Source organism: Chitinivorax sp. PXF-14 (assembly GCF_040812015.1).
Classification (GTDB): domain Bacteria; phylum Pseudomonadota; class Gammaproteobacteria; order Burkholderiales; family SCOH01; genus JBFNXJ01.
Genome location: NZ_JBFNXJ010000023.1, coordinates 15,639 through 32,052 on the forward strand (window position 1 = coordinate 15,639; position 16,414 = coordinate 32,052).

11 protein-coding genes are annotated in these 16,414 nt (G+C 59.0%); 7 read left to right on the top strand and 4 right to left on the bottom strand.

Annotation, left to right across the window (positions count from 1 at the left end; translation table 11 throughout):
• Window positions 1-169 precede the first annotated feature (169 nt).
• Window positions 170-2,029 (bottom strand): tyrosine-type recombinase/integrase, encoded by a 1,860-nt coding sequence (locus ABWL39_RS19770; RefSeq protein WP_367795588.1) that lies wholly within the window; start codon window positions 2,027-2,029, stop codon window positions 170-172.
• Complete coding sequence (locus ABWL39_RS19775; protein ID WP_367795591.1) at window positions 2,026-2,622, bottom strand: hypothetical protein; 597 nt, start codon at window positions 2,620-2,622, stop codon at window positions 2,026-2,028. Before ABWL39_RS19775 ends, ABWL39_RS19770 begins: the two co-directional genes overlap by 4 nt.
• A 156-nt stretch (window positions 2,623-2,778) precedes the next feature.
• Here ABWL39_RS19775 and ABWL39_RS19780 point away from each other — a divergent pair, with 156 nt between their 5' ends.
• A complete protein-coding gene (locus tag ABWL39_RS19780; protein WP_367795593.1) occupies window positions 2,779-3,747 on the top strand; it encodes a DNA-binding protein in 969 nt (322 codons plus the stop codon).
• A gap of 168 nt (window positions 3,748-3,915) precedes the next feature.
• On the opposite strand, the gene ABWL39_RS19785 is transcribed toward ABWL39_RS19780, so the two are convergent.
• On the bottom strand, window positions 3,916-4,149 hold the full coding sequence (locus tag ABWL39_RS19785; protein ID WP_367795596.1) for a hypothetical protein: 234 nt from the start codon (window positions 4,147-4,149) through the stop codon (window positions 3,916-3,918).
• 165 nt (window positions 4,150-4,314) lie between these two features.
• Window positions 4,315-5,097, bottom strand: coding sequence for a hypothetical protein (locus tag ABWL39_RS19790; RefSeq protein ID WP_367795599.1), 783 nt, complete (start codon window positions 5,095-5,097; stop codon window positions 4,315-4,317).
• A gap of 1,033 nt (window positions 5,098-6,130) precedes the next feature.
• Here ABWL39_RS19790 and ABWL39_RS19795 point away from each other — a divergent pair.
• The 6 genes from ABWL39_RS19795 (at window position 6,131) to ABWL39_RS19820 (ending at window position 15,907) form a co-directional block, all read left to right on the top strand.
• Entirely contained in the window at window positions 6,131-8,161 is a 2,031-nt protein-coding gene (locus tag ABWL39_RS19795) for an N-6 DNA methylase (protein ID WP_367795602.1), read from the top strand.
• Between the two features lie 242 nt (window positions 8,162-8,403).
• Entirely contained in the window at window positions 8,404-8,928 is a 525-nt protein-coding gene (locus ABWL39_RS19800) for a hypothetical protein (protein ID WP_367795605.1), read from the top strand.
• Between the two features lie 206 nt (window positions 8,929-9,134).
• Window positions 9,135-10,184: a YhcG family protein gene (locus ABWL39_RS19805; RefSeq protein WP_367795608.1), complete on the top strand. Its 1,050-nt coding sequence runs from the start codon at window positions 9,135-9,137 to the stop codon at window positions 10,182-10,184.
• Window positions 10,181-11,365, top strand: coding sequence for a restriction endonuclease subunit S (locus ABWL39_RS19810; protein ID WP_367795611.1), 1,185 nt, complete (start codon window positions 10,181-10,183; stop codon window positions 11,363-11,365). The genes ABWL39_RS19805 and ABWL39_RS19810 overlap by 4 nt, the downstream gene beginning before the upstream one ends.
• Window positions 11,362-14,610 (top strand): type I restriction endonuclease subunit R, encoded by a 3,249-nt coding sequence (locus tag ABWL39_RS19815; RefSeq protein WP_367795614.1) that lies wholly within the window; start codon window positions 11,362-11,364, stop codon window positions 14,608-14,610. The genes ABWL39_RS19810 and ABWL39_RS19815 overlap by 4 nt, the downstream gene beginning before the upstream one ends.
• Entirely contained in the window at window positions 14,603-15,907 is a 1,305-nt protein-coding gene (locus ABWL39_RS19820) for an ISL3 family transposase (RefSeq protein ID WP_367795617.1), read from the top strand. Before ABWL39_RS19815 ends, ABWL39_RS19820 begins: the two co-directional genes overlap by 8 nt.
• Window positions 15,908-16,414: the final 507 nt, after the last annotated feature.

The window sequence follows — 16,414 nt, forward strand, 5'->3', positions numbered from 1 at the left end:
CTTCCTCCATTTTAGTGGCCTTACTACTCCACGTAGCCATAGGCCGTTCAATCAATCGTTGCGGTATTTGAATAGCGTTCCGAACGCCTTGAACGATCAGTTTTCAATCACGCGCTGCGGATAGCCGACATCAATTGACTGGCCGCCTCACTGCTTGATACTCGAAGGGTCATTCAAGCTCCGAAGCAGAATCGTCAGGTTCTGATCGCACGGTGTCTACGTCAAACAACCCGTCCAGCATGTGTTTGCGCAGCAACTCGTCGGGTGACAGATAGATGCCTGTCGTTGACAGGTGAGCGTGACCCAGGTTGCGCATGGTAGCGCCGACGTCGGCGCCGCCGGCCAGGCCCAGCGTGGCGTGCGTGTGCCGCAACCAGTGCGTGCTCGCCAGCGCGAAGCGCTCAGCCGAGCCGGCATGCCCTTCGCGCGCCAGTTGCGTCGCGCAGGAGCGGAAGAAGGTTTTTAGGCTGGCATAGAGCGCGCCCGTACTCAGCGTGCGGCCGTCGCCGTGGCTCGGCGCCGCGAACGTCTCGTCACGGGTGCGGTCGAGCAGCGGCAGCTCGGGCGGCAAGGTGGTAAACCGGCCGTACAACCCGCGCGCGGCCAGGTAGCGGGTCAGCTCTGCCACCACCCGGTCGGCGAGCGGCACGCGGCGGGCGCGGCGGCCCTTGCCGATCACCTTGATGACCCAGTAGCCCTGGGCGAGACCATCGGTCACCACGTACTCGAGATCGCCGAGGCGCGCCTGGCACAATTCCGCGCGCCGTAGTCCGGTGCCGTACGCCAGGTACAGCAGGCAGCGGGTGCGTTGGCGGCTGTGCACCAGGTGCGGCGGATAGCTGCCCGGGGCCTCGATCCAGTTGAGCGCGAAGCGCCACTGCGCCGCGTTGAGCGCGTGGCTGGCGTCGACAGGCGGGGCGGGTGCCAGGCGCTGGCGCGGCACCGCGTCCCACGGATTGTCGGCCCAGTAGCGGACGCGCACCAGCCAGCCGCCGAAGGCCTGCAGGATGGTACGGCTGCGGTCCTGGCTACGCGCTGACGGTGCGGCGGCGAACGGCCGCCAATCGTCGCTGCCGCGGCGTCCCTTGTGACCGCCGAGCCAGGCCTCGCGCGGCTGGCGCCAGCGCCACTGGCTCGTGTCGCCGAGTTCGGCCAGGAAGGCGAGGTAGTCGGCGCAGTCGTTGACGCGCAGATCGGACAGCGCACGCTGCGCCTCAAAAATCGTCCACAGCAGAAAACGCTCCAATTCGGCGCGGTACGACCGCAAGGTATGCGGCCGGCCGTGATACTGCGCCAGGTAACAGGCGATCGCCTCGCGATCGTTGCCGGCCTCGATCATCAGCCGCGAGCGCTCGGCCCGGTTGTAGCCCTGGCTGCCGTCCAGACGTGCGCTCTGTTCGAGCGGGTAGCGGATCTGCTCGAGCGGCTGCAGCGCACCGCCCGCGGCGGGCAGCGCCGAGCGTACGAAGCGGCGCGCCCTGAGCACCTGCTGGGCATCGCGCCACTCCGCCGGTAGATCCAGGCTGACGCGATGCTCCCAGCACCATCGCGTCAGCGCGGCCCCCTGTTTCGGCCCGACGCCGGCGAGCGAACGCCACCAGCGCGGGCCGGCATGATCGATCCAGGCGATGCAGTCGCCGACGCTGTGCAGTCCGTGCCGGCCCAGCCGCGCCACCGTGCGTGGCGGCCACCACTGCCACAGCGGCGCGGCGCGGGTCGGTTGGCTGCAGCCGGCCGCCAGCAACGACTCCAGTGCCGGCCCGAGGGCCGGCTGCCAGGGCTGGGCCAGCCGTTGCGCTAACGCTGTCTGCCCCAGCCGGATCGCGCGGGCCAGCAGTTGCTGTTTACGCGCCTCCAGCGTCTGGCGCAGCGTCCTGAGGCCCCCCTCGGCGCCGTAGCGCGCCACCAGCACTGCCATCGGCAATCCCTGGCACCGGCCGCGCAGCAGCGCGCAGTCCTCGATCGACATTGGCTCATCCGCCGGTGGCGGATCGGGCATCAGGGCCCGCAGCAGATCGGGGCTCGTCATGGGCTTGCGCCCTTGCGCTGGGCCAGCACCGCACCCCGGTACAGTGCGCCCTTGGCCTCGGCCGTGGCCATCCACGGCGCCAGCCACCACTGCGTGCCGACCGCACCGTCGGTGAGCTCGCGCCAGCGCTGCAGCCGCTGCTTGGCGTCGTACAGGCTGGCCATCACCTCCGGCACCACAAAATACCGCGCCAGGCTGCCCGGGTAGGGCTGGTGCACCAGCTGCGCGCCCACCGTCAGCGCGTCGACCGCCAGCAGGGCGCGCGCTGCCGCGCCGTAGCGTGCCCGCGTGTCGTGTTCGCCCAGGCAATACACCACGGCGGCCACCGGGTGCCAGGGATCGGGGTCAGTCGGGTCGACGGCGCCGAGGTCGTAGCGCGCCTGCAGCAGGGCGCCTACGCGCCGGAACGCCACCGCATCGCGCGCCAGGTCATTCTCCCGGTCGTCGCCCGAGGCGGCACGGCCGGCATCGCTCTTGCCGACACCGGTCAGGGCCCAGACCTGGCCCTCGATGCGGAACAGGTCGGCGTAATAGATGGTGTCGGCGTGCTCGCTGAGCACGAGATGGGCAGCAAAGGCAGGTGGCATCGGCATGGCAGGGCTCCTGGGGTGGCGGGACGGTGCAACACCCGGCCATTTTAGCGCCTTTTTTTCGGACTAGGTGATAACAATAGTTATCACGTTGTGTAATATTTTTAGCATTGCGAAATTAGCTAATAGCTAATAGTATTAGCCGAGAAAGGAGGCCGCATGGCACGTAATCCCAATGAAACTGAGGCCCTGGCGTGGGACGCCTGCGACACCATCGGTGCGCGCGAACTGCGCAAACCGACGGTCGAGGAGGTGATGGCCCACATGGGCAAGCGCAACCCGACCATCGCCGGGCGCGTGATCAACGAATGGATGGCGGCGCGGTTGCACGAGGCGCTGGCCGAGCCGGACAGTGCGTTGAAGCGAGCCGTGGCCACGGTGATGGAACTGGCGATGCGCGAGGGACAAGCCACGCTCGAGGCGGAGCGGGCCACGCTGCTGGCCGCCCAGGAGCGCGCGCAGCTGGCCATCGACGCGGCCGAGGCGCGTGTCGCCACGATCGAGGGCGAGGCGGCCACGGCCCGCCAGGCGCAGGCGCTGGCACTGGCCGCGCAGGAGGCGACGCAGGCGCAGCTGCAGCAGCAAGTCGACACGCTGTCTGGGCAGCTGGACAGTGCCCAGACAGCGCAGCGCGAGACGCAGGCGGCGCTGGCCACGGAACGCGAGGGGCGGCTGCAGGAGGGGCGGCTGCAGGATCAGCAGCGGCAGGTATTGATGCGCGAGGTGGCGCTGGCGCGCGACGAGCTCGAGCAGCAGGCGGGCCAGCACCAGGCCGAGGTGCAGCGCCTGGTGCGCATGACCACTGTGCTCAGCGACGCCAACGCGCGCCAGCACGACGAGCTGGCATTGATGCGGGCGCGGCTGGACAAGACGACGCACGAGTTGTCGACCGCCGCGGCCCAGCTCGAGCAGGCGCGCCACGAGATAGAGGGCCAGACAGCCCGGGCGACGCAACTGGCCGAGCAGCTGCAGGCGGAGCTCGGCCGGCGCGCCGGCGCCGAGGCGGCGGTGCAGCAGCACGAGGCCGAGGTCGGGCGCTTGCGGGGGCGTGAGCAGGAGTTGCTGGAGGGGGTGGTAACGCTGCGGTTGCAGCTGCAGGCGGCAGCGGCCGTTAGTCGGCCTGCCTAGCTTCGGGATTTGGCGCTAAGTGTAGCGGATCAATAACATCGGCCTCCCGACCCAATCACGTTGACCGATGCAGAGCGACAACGCTTGTTTCTACGTAGAAACAAAAACCCAAGCCTTCTGATGATCTAGCTGCATTCGTTGGGCGGTGGGTGTTGCCTAACCTGCCACTCAGCTGTTCCCGGTCAGCAGCGTGTAGTTGTGCTTGCGCCGCAATTTGTCGAGCGCGGCAAGCTTGCGGCGCCCCTCTGCCTCGCTCTGCATTGATGTGATGCGAATTTGACCAAGGCGGCTTGCGCGGCCGCCATAGCTGCGCATCAGCAGCAAGTCGCCGAGCAGATCATAGTACAGTGTTGCCGTGTAATAGCGGGTCTCGCTCATCCAACGAAGATGCTTCACGATCATTTACACCCCTCCTGCCCGTTTCATCATCGACTGACGCAAACCCCTGTTTCGCTTTCCGGAAATCCGTTGCCAAGGTCGCTTTCCCACAAGATATCCCCATAAACCGTGGATAACTGTTGGCGTTTTCGGCGTGACGATAACGCCTGATCCTGACATCCAAACGAACTACCTGATTCCGTTCGTACGATACTCCTCGAAGTCAGACCACCCGGCTGTGTAGTTATGCTGATTTCGATCGAGCTCTTGCCAAAATCGCCCGCGTTCGCCGACGTCTTGGCGTGTTTCGGCAACCTCGCGAGCAATTGCATTTATATCGTTCGTACGTAAAGCGCGCTCCAACTCATGCCGGCGGTAAATGGAGAAATATCCGTTGTCGCCGCGCCGTTTTGCCTTGATCCATTCGGAGCCATGCCGGTCGAATTCCAGCAGCGCGGTGGCAGTGGCGATGACCTTTGCCGGTTCCGGTACGGAACCAAAGGTTTGAGTGACAAGCTCCGCGATTTCCTTTGCGTGGCGCTCGGCGGCTTCGCGTTCGGCCTTCACGGCAGCGGCCTTGGCGTTTCGCTGTGCCACCTCGAAGCCCCCGTTCAGAGTGTCGAAGAATCGGGCCACCTCGAGCAGAAACTCCCTTTCGACTTCCGGTATGCTGACGCCCGATAGCCCATCCACCAAGCTAAGTACGTCGCGCGCTGCCGTCGCCACCCGGGCGGCGTTCGTACGAAAAGCTTTCGCCCGCTTTTCTCCCTGGAATCCCGAAACCAGTTTCTGCTGAATCAGCGGGAGCAGGCGGCGGGCATCCACGGCCAATCGCTTGCCCTGCCCCGCTGATTTCCCTGTCTTCGGCGCGGGTAAATACACGGGCCTTTCAACGATCTTCTCGACCTCGACTACTTGTTTCACAACCTTCTCGACCACGGCAGGCGTCGCGGCGGTCTCGGCAGCGGCCAAGGCCGCAGTCAGCGCTTCCTTTTGACGCAGACGCCAGGCTCTTGCCCGCTCGGCGTCCGGGTTTCTTGAGAGAGGTAGGCATCGAGGTTATGAATTTATCGAACGTACGAATTAGATGCTATACCGTTCTCCGCCGGCGTCAATATCGTACGCACGATAATAACGGCATCTTGGGTGCCTGACCGAGAAGTGCGAATCCTGAATCGCCGCGGTCACATCTTCCGCTGCGGCGGAAGACTGAGATCCGCCATGCACTGTGCCGGTTCACGAATTGGAGTCGTGGTGTCCAATTGCCCCGGTTCCACCTGTGCGGGTTGCGGTCGGACTTGGTCGGCATTACCGACTTGCTGCAAGAGAATCGCGATACGAGCGACATCGCTTCGTGCCAAAAAAGTCCTGACCGAAGTTGACACCGCGTACTGGAAGGTAGAGACTGGCAATAAAGCCTGACACATTTGCCCAATACCAGAAAGCCCAAGAGCTGCGAACTCTTGGGCTTTCGCCATTCAGCGTCGCGCGTCTGTGTAAGTATGACGTTTCTGGAATAATCGGGGCACGATTATTAAGACTTAGTGCGCTTTCGTCGTTGTGTCATCGTGGCGACGCGCTAGGACAGCGGGGAACGGGATGACGTTTTTGGGCGCTGGATCCTCCTCCCCGGTTCGCCACATCCTCATGACAAAACCCAGTTGCGCGAGGCGGGTAGCGGCCTTCTCGAGTAAGTGGTCGAGCGCACTCCAGTTAGTCGGTTTGTTTGTACAGTCGATCACAACAAATTGGAAAAACTGGTGAGACAGATGGGCGAAGGACTCAATCACACCGGCAAAACTGTCTTGAGACTCGGTGCTTTCGTCGTCAGGGACGGTCAAATATACAGTTAGCTTCCGGCCTTGAAGTTCGGGCTATGTGCAAAATAAGGTTGGAATTCTGAATCTACGCCAAACGTGATAACTCTCCGTTTTGTGCAAAACATGGTTGAAAGTTTCCATCAGTCTGGTATTCTGTTTTGTGCAAAACTTGGTTGGAGAACCACATGGCAGAACAGACAGGCTCGGGCGCATCGCTGGCGGATTTCATCTGGAAAAACGCCGAAGACCTTTGGGGTGATTTCAAGCACACGGATTTCGGCAAGATCATCCTGCCGTTCACGCTGCTGCGCCGTTTGGAATGCGTACTGGAACCCACCCGCGAAAGCGTTCGAGAAAGTCATGCCGCCTTCAAGGATGCCGGGATCGATATTGATCTAGTGCTCCGTCAGGCCACACGCTACCCGTTCTACAACACGTCAGAATACGCGCTGGCCACACTGGGTAGCACAAAGACCCGCCAGAACCTCCAAGACTACATCGCCCACTTCTCGGACAACGCCCGCATCATCTTCGAGCAGTTCGACTTCACGAACACCGTCATTCGTCTCGACAAGGCCGGTGTCCTCTTCAAGATTTGCAAGAATTTCGCCGGTATCGATCTGCATCCGGAGGCGGTGCCGGATCGCGTGATGAGCAACCTCTACGAGCATCTGATCCGCCGATTTGGTGCCGAGGTCAATGAAGGGGCTGAGGACTTCATGACGCCCCGCGATGTGGTGCATCTGGCCACGGCCCTGCTGCTTGACCCGGACGACGCTCTGTTTGAATCGAATCCCGGCCTTATCCGTACCCTGTATGACCCGACGTGTGGCACGGGCGGCTTTCTGACCGACGCCATGAACCACGTTGCCGAGTACGGCAATCGTTTCAAAGTTCCGCCCGTGCTTGTTCCTCATGGACAAGAGCTTGAGCCGGAAACTCATGCCGTCTGTCTGACCAGCATGTTGCTGCGCACCCTCGAATCCGATCCTGGCCGCGACCTGTCAAAGAACATCCGTCTGGGCAGTACGCTCTCCAATGACCAGTTCGCCAACGAGCGCTTCCATTACTGCCTCTCAAATCCTCCCTTCGGCAAGAAGTGGGAGAAGGATTCAGACGCCGTAAATGCCGAGCACAAGGAAAAGAAGTACGACGGTCGTTTTGGCCCCGGCCTGCCGCGCATCAATGATGGCTCGATGCTGTTCCTGATGCACTTGGCCAGCAAGCTGGAGTTGCCTGAGAACGGCGGTGGCCGTGCCGCCATCGTGCTATCAGGGTCGCCGTTGTTTAACGGCGGGGCTGGCTCAGGGGAGTCTGAGATTCGCCGCTGGCTGCTGGAGAACGATCTGGTGGAAGCCATCGTGGCGTTGCCCACTGAAATCTTCTTCCGCACCGGCATCGGCACCTATCTCTGGATTCTCTCGAACAAGAAGGACGGGCGCAGGGAAAATCGCGTCCAACTCATCAACGCCACCGGCTTCTGGTCGTCGATCAAGAACGAAGGCAACAAGCGCCGGATCGTGGATGACGAGCAGCGCCGCCAGATTGTCGACATCTATGCCGCTGCCGAAAACAGCGATGTTTCACGGATGATCGATTACCGCACCTTCGGCTATCGCCGTATCAAGGTGTTGCGCCCGCTGCGCATGTCCTTGGTTGTTGATGACGCTGGACTGTCCAAACTGCAAGACGAAAAGGCTTGGCAGAAGCTCTCTCCGGAGCATCAGCAAGTCTGGCTGGGAGCATTGCAGCAACACATGGGCACTACCCATCTCTTTGCCTGGGCAGAATCCTTTGCCGATGAAACGGTGCGTTCAGCATTGGCTTCTGGCAAGGTCATCAAGGCGGGCAAGACCTTCGTCAAGGCGCTAACCAACGCCTTTGGCGTGCGCGATCCACAGGGCGAACCAGTGCTCGATGCCGATGGTGCAGTTGTCGCCGATCCTGAATTGACCGACTACGAGAACGTGCCGCTGACCGAAGACATCCGCGACTACCTGGCCCGTGAAGTCCTGCCACATCTGCCGGATGCCTATATCGACGAAACCTTCCGCGACGACAACGACAAGGCCATTGGCCGCGTCGGCTACGAGATCAACTTCAACCGCTTCTTTTACCAGTACGTGCCGCCGCGCAAGCTGCATGAAATCGATGCGGAGCTGAAGCAGGTTGAGTCGGAAATTGCTGCGCTACTGGCTGAGGTTGCGACGGAATAATGGCAAGCCCCGCTAATCCAATCCCTCCCGGCGCAGATTCAGGTACTCGCTATGGGCGCTATACCGTATTGTCGGTGGCGCAGCCTGGGCGTAAGGCCAGAGTGCTTTGCCGCTGTGACTGCGGAACCGAAAAAGAGGTTCGGCTAGACGGGTTGAAGGCCGGGAAAGTCATGTCGTGCGGCTGCCTGAATACTGAACGCCGGAAGGATGAAAAGCCATCAATGCAAGGAGCGTTTGCGGATGTGCTCCAGAAGCGCTTTGGGCGACTGGTGGCAACAGGTATCCAGAGGGAAACGGGCAAGCCGACGAAGATTGTTTGTCGCTGCGATTGTGGGGGGCAAATTCTGACGACTGCGCCCCGGTTGCGCAGCGGCGACACAACCAGTTGCGGTTGTTTTCATCAGGAACGGCTTGTCGAGCAAGGGGCAATTACTCGGGATCATGGCCATGCGGTCGACGGGGAACTTGCTTGCGGTAATACCTCAATCTATCGGGCCTGGCTCAAGGTGCGCTCGCTTTGTCGTGCTGTGCAGCGCCGAGGCGCGGGCAAAGTAAATGGCGAATACGATCCGCGTTGGGGAGCCTTCGGTGCCTTCCTGGCGGACTTTGGAGAAATCGGTTTCAGCGAAACGATTTGCCGCAAAGACAATAGTCTGCCCTGGTCAAAATCCAACTGCTATGTTGGCCTTGGCCCGATGGATAGTCGCCGCAAAACCCGCGAAGAAAACCTGCTCTCCGCACAAAAGTCACAGGAGCAACAGTCGTGAGTATTACCGCATCCCTGATTCATCCAAATGGCGAGGTCGATTCGATTTCGTTGCCGGAAGACAAACAGGCCCGACAACGAAAACGGCAAGGATGGCCCGCACATGATCAACCACACGGCAACCGCCATTGCCCATGAGGCTGAAGCCGTCATGCCCACCGACTACATCGCTGGGGTTGCCGTCATTCTTCCTGCCGAGGTGCTGCAATGACTCAGCCTTTCATTCATTCAAATGCCCTTCTGCTCGAAATCCGGGGGTTGATTGAGGACGCTCGGCAGCAGGTAGCTCAAATTGCCAATAGCGCCTTGACCTTGACCTACTGGCGGATCGGCAAGCGAATTGGCGCTGAAGTCCTTGGTGGGGAACGCGCTGCCTATGGCGGCCAGATTGTCGTATCACTGGCGCGACAATTGGAACAGGACTATGGGCATGGATTCGGAGAAAAAAGCCTCCGGCGCATGATCCAGTTCGCCGAGGTGTTTCCCAACGAAGAAATTGTCGTATCGCTGATACGAGAATTGACCTGGACGCATTTCATTGCCCTGCTGCCACTGAAAGACCCGCTGGCCCGCGAGTTCTACGCCGAGATGTGCCGCGTGGAGCGTTGGAGTGTCCGTACACTGCGGCAAAAGATCGGCGGCATGTTGTTCGAGCGTACTGCCTTGTCAAAGAACAGTCCGGAAGTCGTCCGTCAGGAACTGGACAGCTTGCGCGACGGGCAAATGACGCCGGACATGGTGTTCCGTGATCCCTATCTACTCGACTTCCTTGGGCTTTCGGGCGCGTACAGCGAGAAAGACCTGGAAGCCGCCATTCTTCGGGAAATGGAGGCCTTCCTGCTCGAAATGGGCAATGGCTTCTGTTTCGTCGAGCGCCAGAAGCGTATGAGTGTCGGCAAGGACGATTTCTATCTCGATCTGCTGTTCTATCACCGGCATCTACGTCGATTGGTGGCCATCGAACTCAAGCTGGAATCTTTCCAGCCCAGCCACAAAGGACAGATGGAGCTTTATCTCCGCTGGCTGGACAAACACGAACGCGCCGCCGGGGAAGAGCCGCCCATTGGCCTCATCCTGTGCGCGAGCGCCGATGCCGAGCAAATTGAACTCCTGCAACTGGATGAAGCATCCATCCGGGTGGCGGAATACCTGGTTGAATTGCCGCCTGTGGCAGTGCTGCGAGAGCGCCTGCATCGCGCTATCGAGCACGCACGGGAGCGTACTGCGCTGCCCCCGGCGGAAGGAGGTCAAAAATGAGCCACTACAAACCTTACCCTGTTTATCGGGATTCTGGCGTGGAATGGATTGGGCGGGTGCCGGAGCATTGGAAGAAAATGCCGTTCAAGCGCTTAGCCTCTATTTGCAATGGGCAAGACTACAAGGATGTTGAAGACGCTGACGGTGCATACCCCGTAATTGGATCTGGAGGTGAATTCGCACGGGCCTCCTCTTTTCTGTTCGACGGGGAATCAGTTTTGCTTGGCCGCAAGGGCACTATCGACAAGCCGCTTTATATCAACGGGCCCTTTTGGGCTGTCGATACGATGTTCTACACGAAGATTGTGGGCCACGCTTTCCCAAAATTTGTCTATTACACTGCGCTTACTATTCCATTCAGCCGATATTCGACAAACACCGCATTGCCAAGCATGACAGGGGAAAATCTGTCTTCGCATGTCATTGCAGCTCCGGAAATTTCTGAACAACAAGTCATAGCCACTAGCTTGGACCGCGAAACGTTCCGCATCGACGCCCTGATCGCCAAGAAAACCCGCTTCATCGAACTCCTGAAGGAAAAGCGGCAGGCACTCATCACACATGCTGTCACCAAGGGACTCGATCCGAATGTGAAGATGAAGGATTCGGGCGTGGAGTGGATTGGGGAGGTGCCGGAGCATTGGCGTACCGGAATTTTGAAGCGATTTATCGTATTCCAACGAGGACACGATCTACCGTCTGAATTACGAGGGGAAGGGACCGTGCCTGTCGTGTCGTCAGGAGGTTATACCGGTACTCATAACGTTGCCGTGGCGAAGGCTCCAGGCATTGTCACGGGTCGCTATGGTTCATTAGGAGAATTTACCTTTGTCGAGAAAGACTACTGGCCGCTAAATACTGCGCTTTACTCGATACAGCTTTTTGATAATGACCCTCGTTTTGTCTGGTATCTGCTCCAACACATCTCTGACCTATTTTTGCTTTACTCCGCCAAGGCCGCAGTTCCTGGTATCGATAGGAATGACATTCACGAAATCTTTGTCGCGGCCCCGCAGCATGATGAGCAAGAGCAGATAGCGCAACGCCTTGACAAGCTGTCAGATCGCATAACGACGCTCACCGAAAAGACCCAGCGCAGCATCGATCTGCTGAAAGAGCGCCGCGCTGCCTTCATTACCGCTGCCGTCACCGGCCAAATTGACCTCCGGGGGTCCGCATGAGCGACACCGCACACCAAGAAAAGCACTTCGAGAGCTACATCGTTTCCAAGCTAGAGGCACAGGGCTGGAAGGTTGGCGAAACCACGAAGTACGACACCGAACGGGCGTTGTATGCCGAGGACTTGATTGCTTGGCTGGAAGCCTCCGGCCAAGGTGAAAAGTGGGCCAAGCTCAAAAAGGACAACGGCGACCGCGCCCTTGAGGTGCTGATGGATCGGCTGGCCAAGGCGCTGGAGACGCACGGCACGGTTCAGGTGCTACGCCAAGGCTTCTCCATTGCCGGGTGCGGCCACATCGATCTTTCGGAAGCCGCGCCGGAGGACAAGCGCAACGCTGACGTGCTCAAGCGCTACGCCGCCAATATCCTGCGCGTAGTGCCGCAGCTTCAGTACCATCCGTCGCGCAAGCTGGCGATTGATCTGGTGTTGTTCATCAACGGAATTCCGGTGGCGACCGTCGAACTCAAGACCGATTTCACCCAGTCGGCAGAAGCGGCCATGGATCAGTACCGCACCGACCGTTTGCCCTACGATCCCAAGACCAAGCGCCGTGAGCCGTTGCTGACCTTCAAGCGGGGCGCGGTCGTCCATTTCGCCATGTCGGATTCTGAAATCCAGATGGCAACGAAGCTCGATGGTGAGAACACCTTCTTCCTGCCTTTCAATAAGGGCAATGATGGCCATGCAGGCAACCCGGAAGGCGAGTTGAAGGCCGATGGCACCCGCGAATACCCGGTGGCCTATTTCTGGGAGGCTGTCTGCCAACCGGATGCTTGGCTGCGTGTCTTCCATAGCTTCGTCTACGTCGAGAAGAAGGATGTCGTCGACCTGAAGGGCAACTGGTCGAAGAAGGAAACGCTGATCTTCCCGCGTTTCCACCAATGGTCTGCGGTCAATGAAATGATCGCCGATGCCAAGCAGAACGGCCCCGGCATGGTCTATCTGGCCGACCACAGCGCCGGTTCCGGCAAGACCAGCACGATTTCCTGGACAGCCCATGACCTTGTGAAGTTGCGTCGTGACAACGGCGATTCGATCTTCAGCAGCGTCATCATCGTGACCGACCGCAACGTGCTGGATGGCCAGCTTCAGGATGCCGTCAAACAGATCGACCATCAGTTTGACGTAATTGCCGCAATCGACCGCCAGAAGTCCTCAAAGTCGAAGAGTCAGCAACTGGCGGATGCGCTGCTGGCGGGAACGCCGATCATCGTCGTGACCATCCAGACCTTCCCGTATGCGATGGAGGCCATCGTGACGGACAAGACCCTCAAGGGAAAGAACTTCGCGGTCATCATCGACGAGGCGCATAACTCCCAGACCGGCACCACGGCAGCCAAGCTTCAGACGGCGCTGGCAATGAGTGGCCAGGGCAAGATGGCATCGCTGACCGTTGAGGAACTGCTGGAACAGCTTCAGAAGTCGCGAGCGCGTCCGGACAACATCAGCTACTTCGCTTTCACCGGCACGCCCAAGCATTCGACGTTGATGCTCTTTGGCCGCGCTCCTGACCCCTCGCAGCCACCATCCAAGGACAATCTGCCGGAAGCCTTTCACAAGTACAAAATGCGCCAGGCCATTGAGGAAGGGTTCATCCTGGATGTCCTCAAGGGCTATGTGCCCTACAAGACCGCGTTCAATCTTGCTAAGCAGATCGAGGACAACAAGCGCGTCAGCGCCAAGGCGGCGAAACGCGCTTTGGCGCAATGGATGTCACTGCACCCGACCAACGTCACGCAGAAGGTGCAGTTCATCATCGAGCACTTCAGCAAGAACGTGGCTCACCGGCTGGATGGCAAGGCCAAGGCGATGGTTGTCACCAGTTCCCGCGCTGCTGCAATCCGCTACAAGAAGGCATTTGACCGCTACATCGCCCAGCATGCCGAATACAGCTACATCCATTCGCTGATTGCCTTCTCGGGCAAGATGACTGGCAAGCAGGTGATGCATGGCGATGATGAGCAATTCAAGGATGATGTGTTCATCGTTGATGAGAACGAGGAATACACCGAAGAAAGCATGAACCCGGAAGTTCAGGGGCAGGATTTGCGCCTCGCCTTTGATCGTCCGGAGTATCGCGTGATGCTGGTGGCCGACAAGTTCCAGACTGGCTTCGACCAGCCCAAGCTGGTGGCCCAGTACGTCGACAAGAAGATCGCCAACGATGTCGAAATCGTTCAGACCTTCTCTCGCCTCAACCGTATGGCACCGGGCAAGGATGAAGTCTTCATCATCGACTTCGTGAATGACCCGGAGAACGTTCGTCGGGCCTTTGCCATGTACGACGACGGGGCACAGATTGACGACGTGCAAGACCTCAACGTGGTCTACGAGATCAAGGAGCAACTTGACGGCCAAGGCTTGTATGAAGCCTCTGATCTGGAAGCCTTCAAGGAAGCTCGCTTCAAAACCATCCGCGACATCACGCATGCACAAGAGCCGCAGCACAAGGCGCTCTATACCGCGACCGATGGCCCCAAGCGCGTGTTCGAGCAACGACTGAAAATGCTGCGCGAAGCCATTGCGACCTGGGAGGCAGCTTTCGACAAGGCGCACAGCCAAGGCGATCAGGCAGGCATGAAGTCGGCTGACCATCACCGGCAGGAGCATGCAGAGCAAATCAAAACGCTGATGGCCTTTAAGGCTGGCCTTGGCCGTTTCTGCCGCACCTATGCTTACGTGGCCCAGTTGATCGACTTTGGCGACCCGGAACTGGAGAACTTCGCAGCCTTTGCCAAGTTGCTGCAAAAGCGGCTATCCGGTGAAACACCTGAGAGTGTGGATTTGAAAGGCTTGGTGCTGACCGGGTTCGACATCAAGGGCAAGGATGACACTCCCGACGAAGAAGGCGATGCCCCTGTACTCAAGCCAATTGGGCCGGGAGGTGGTGGCGGCGCGGGTGATGCACCCCGATTCCTCATGGAAATCATCGACAAGCTCAATCACTTGTTTGGCGAGGCGACTCCGCTTCGTGACCAAGCTGCTTTCGTGAATCAGATTGCTTCCATCGCCCGTGAAAACGATGTGGTAATGGCCCAGGTTGAAAGCAATACGCGGGATCAGGCGATGAAGGGCAACCTGCCCGGTGCTGTCCAGCAAGGCGTGGTTCGTGCCCTGACCAGTCACCAGAAGCTCGCTACGCTGGTACTAAAGTCGGATCGACAGGCCATGGCCGCCCTGACCGATGTGATTTACGAACTGATCAGCCAGCAGCGGAACATTGACCTGGATAACGCAAGTGATTGACCTCTTGAACCTCCCCGGCGTCAAGCCGGTGGATTACTTCTCGCAGAATCGCGGACTCACCGTCGTTGCCGAAGCGCTCGACGGTGATTCGCCTTCATGCCCCGACTGCACCAAAGCCATGTATCGGCATGGCAAGCGATCCAATATCTTTGCCGACACGCCGATGCAGATGCAGCCGGTGCGCCTGGAAATCTTCCGGCCGCGTTTCCGATGCGATAGCTGCGGCAAGATGTTCTCTCCTGAATTGACGTTTCTGGATGAGAAGCGACGGGCAACCAAGAGACTGGTCGACGCCATCCGGGAACGATGCTTGGACATGACGTTTCATGCGCTGGCCGACCAGACCGGGCTTGCCGTCAATACCATCAAGAATATCGCGCACGATCTGATTGAAGAACTGGATCGAACGGTGCGGTACGAAACCCCGGTCATCATGGGGATCGACGAGGTAAGCATCGCCGGGAGGTATCGTTGCGTCATCACGAACCTTGCGACGAACAACGTCTATCAGATGCTGGAACTTCGCACGCAGGATCATCTGAAGCCGTTCTTCAAAAACCTGCCTGACCGGGAACGAGTGGAATGGGTCTGCACGGATATGTGGCGACCGTTCAAGCGATCATTCGCCCAATACCTACCCAATGCCCGTTTGGTCATCGACAAGTTTCACGTCGTCAAAATGGCCTCCGAAGCACTGGAGGAAGAGCGCAAGAAGTATCAGGCGACCTTGAGCAAGGAAGAGCGAGTCCATGTGAAGAAGTCGATTCGTTGGCTGACCCTAAAGCGGCCAGGCAACTTGAATGCGGATGAACTGAAGGCGCTGGCAGTGGTTCGACAAGCCATTCCTGAATTGGGCAAAGCCTACGACTTCAAAGAAGCCTTCTTCCGCATCTACGACGATCCAGACAAGGTATCGGCTCAACACGCCTTCGAGGCATGGGAAAACACGCTGCCAGCAGGCGAACTGGAGATGTTCCACTCGCTCGCCAAGACGGTGCACAATCACTACGAAGACATCTTCGCCTACTGGGATTCGCCGGGCCAGATCACCAATGCCTACACCGAATGCCTGAATGGCCTGATCAAGCTGTCGAACCGATTGGGGCGCGGGTATAGCTACGAGATCATCCGGGCCAAAACGCTTTACGCGAAACATGCCCGAAAAGTGGGTAGTGGCGTGAGGCTATCCAAGCCTTCCGAATCGCATATTCCAACCAAGAGCACTACCGAGACAGTCGAGTACGGGCCGCATATTCCAACCTTGGTGGAGCTTGCCGAATCAGGCAGTCTGGACTGAGAAAACAGGACTTTCCAACCTCAGAATGCATATAGCCGAAGTTCGTAACGAATCATATGAAGGAAAATGCCCGATTTAAGGTGACGGAACGAAACATCGGGAACCCCCGTGGTCTCTACCAGAAGTGAATCTAAGGCCGCAATGATAGCCGAACTGCCGCTACGGTACATGCCTTACAAAGAATATAGTTCTTTAACCATTTGTGTGATGGTCAGTGAGTTGGCGCGTCCCTTGCGATTCCCTGGTACTTTGGCCGTATATCTTGCAGCACGGGTACCCACAGTATCGTAAACGTAGAGTGTGAAGCCTCATCGCGACGCACCTCAGCTCCACGAACTCGACCCATCGCCACCTTGTACAAGGGCTCGATGCAGGAATGTCGCAAAAATGTCGAATAGTGTTGCCCGCATCAACACGCAACAGTGTCTGCTCAGCGCAGAGGTCGGAACCGACGGGATTTGTAGTCGACGAGCGCCGACGCACCTACAAGTACCGCACAAAGAGCGG

Excerpts from the sequence above, each read along its gene's own strand:
- ABWL39_RS19770 (WP_367795588.1), bottom strand. The coding sequence starts at position 2,029 with ATGACGAGCCCCGATCTGCTGCGGGCCCTGATGCCCGATCCGCCACCG.
- ABWL39_RS19775 (WP_367795591.1), bottom strand. The coding sequence starts at position 2,622 with ATGCCGATGCCACCTGCCTTTGCTGCCCATCTCGTGCTCAGCGAGCAC.
- ABWL39_RS19780 (WP_367795593.1), top strand. The coding sequence starts at position 2,779 with ATGGCACGTAATCCCAATGAAACTGAGGCCCTGGCGTGGGACGCCTGC.
- ABWL39_RS19785 (WP_367795596.1), bottom strand. The coding sequence starts at position 4,149 with ATGATCGTGAAGCATCTTCGTTGGATGAGCGAGACCCGCTATTACACG.
- ABWL39_RS19795 (WP_367795602.1), top strand. The coding sequence starts at position 6,131 with ATGGCAGAACAGACAGGCTCGGGCGCATCGCTGGCGGATTTCATCTGG.
- ABWL39_RS19805 (WP_367795608.1), top strand. The coding sequence starts at position 9,135 with ATGACTCAGCCTTTCATTCATTCAAATGCCCTTCTGCTCGAAATCCGG.
- ABWL39_RS19810 (WP_367795611.1), top strand. The coding sequence starts at position 10,181 with ATGAGCCACTACAAACCTTACCCTGTTTATCGGGATTCTGGCGTGGAA.
- ABWL39_RS19815 (WP_367795614.1), top strand. The coding sequence starts at position 11,362 with ATGAGCGACACCGCACACCAAGAAAAGCACTTCGAGAGCTACATCGTT.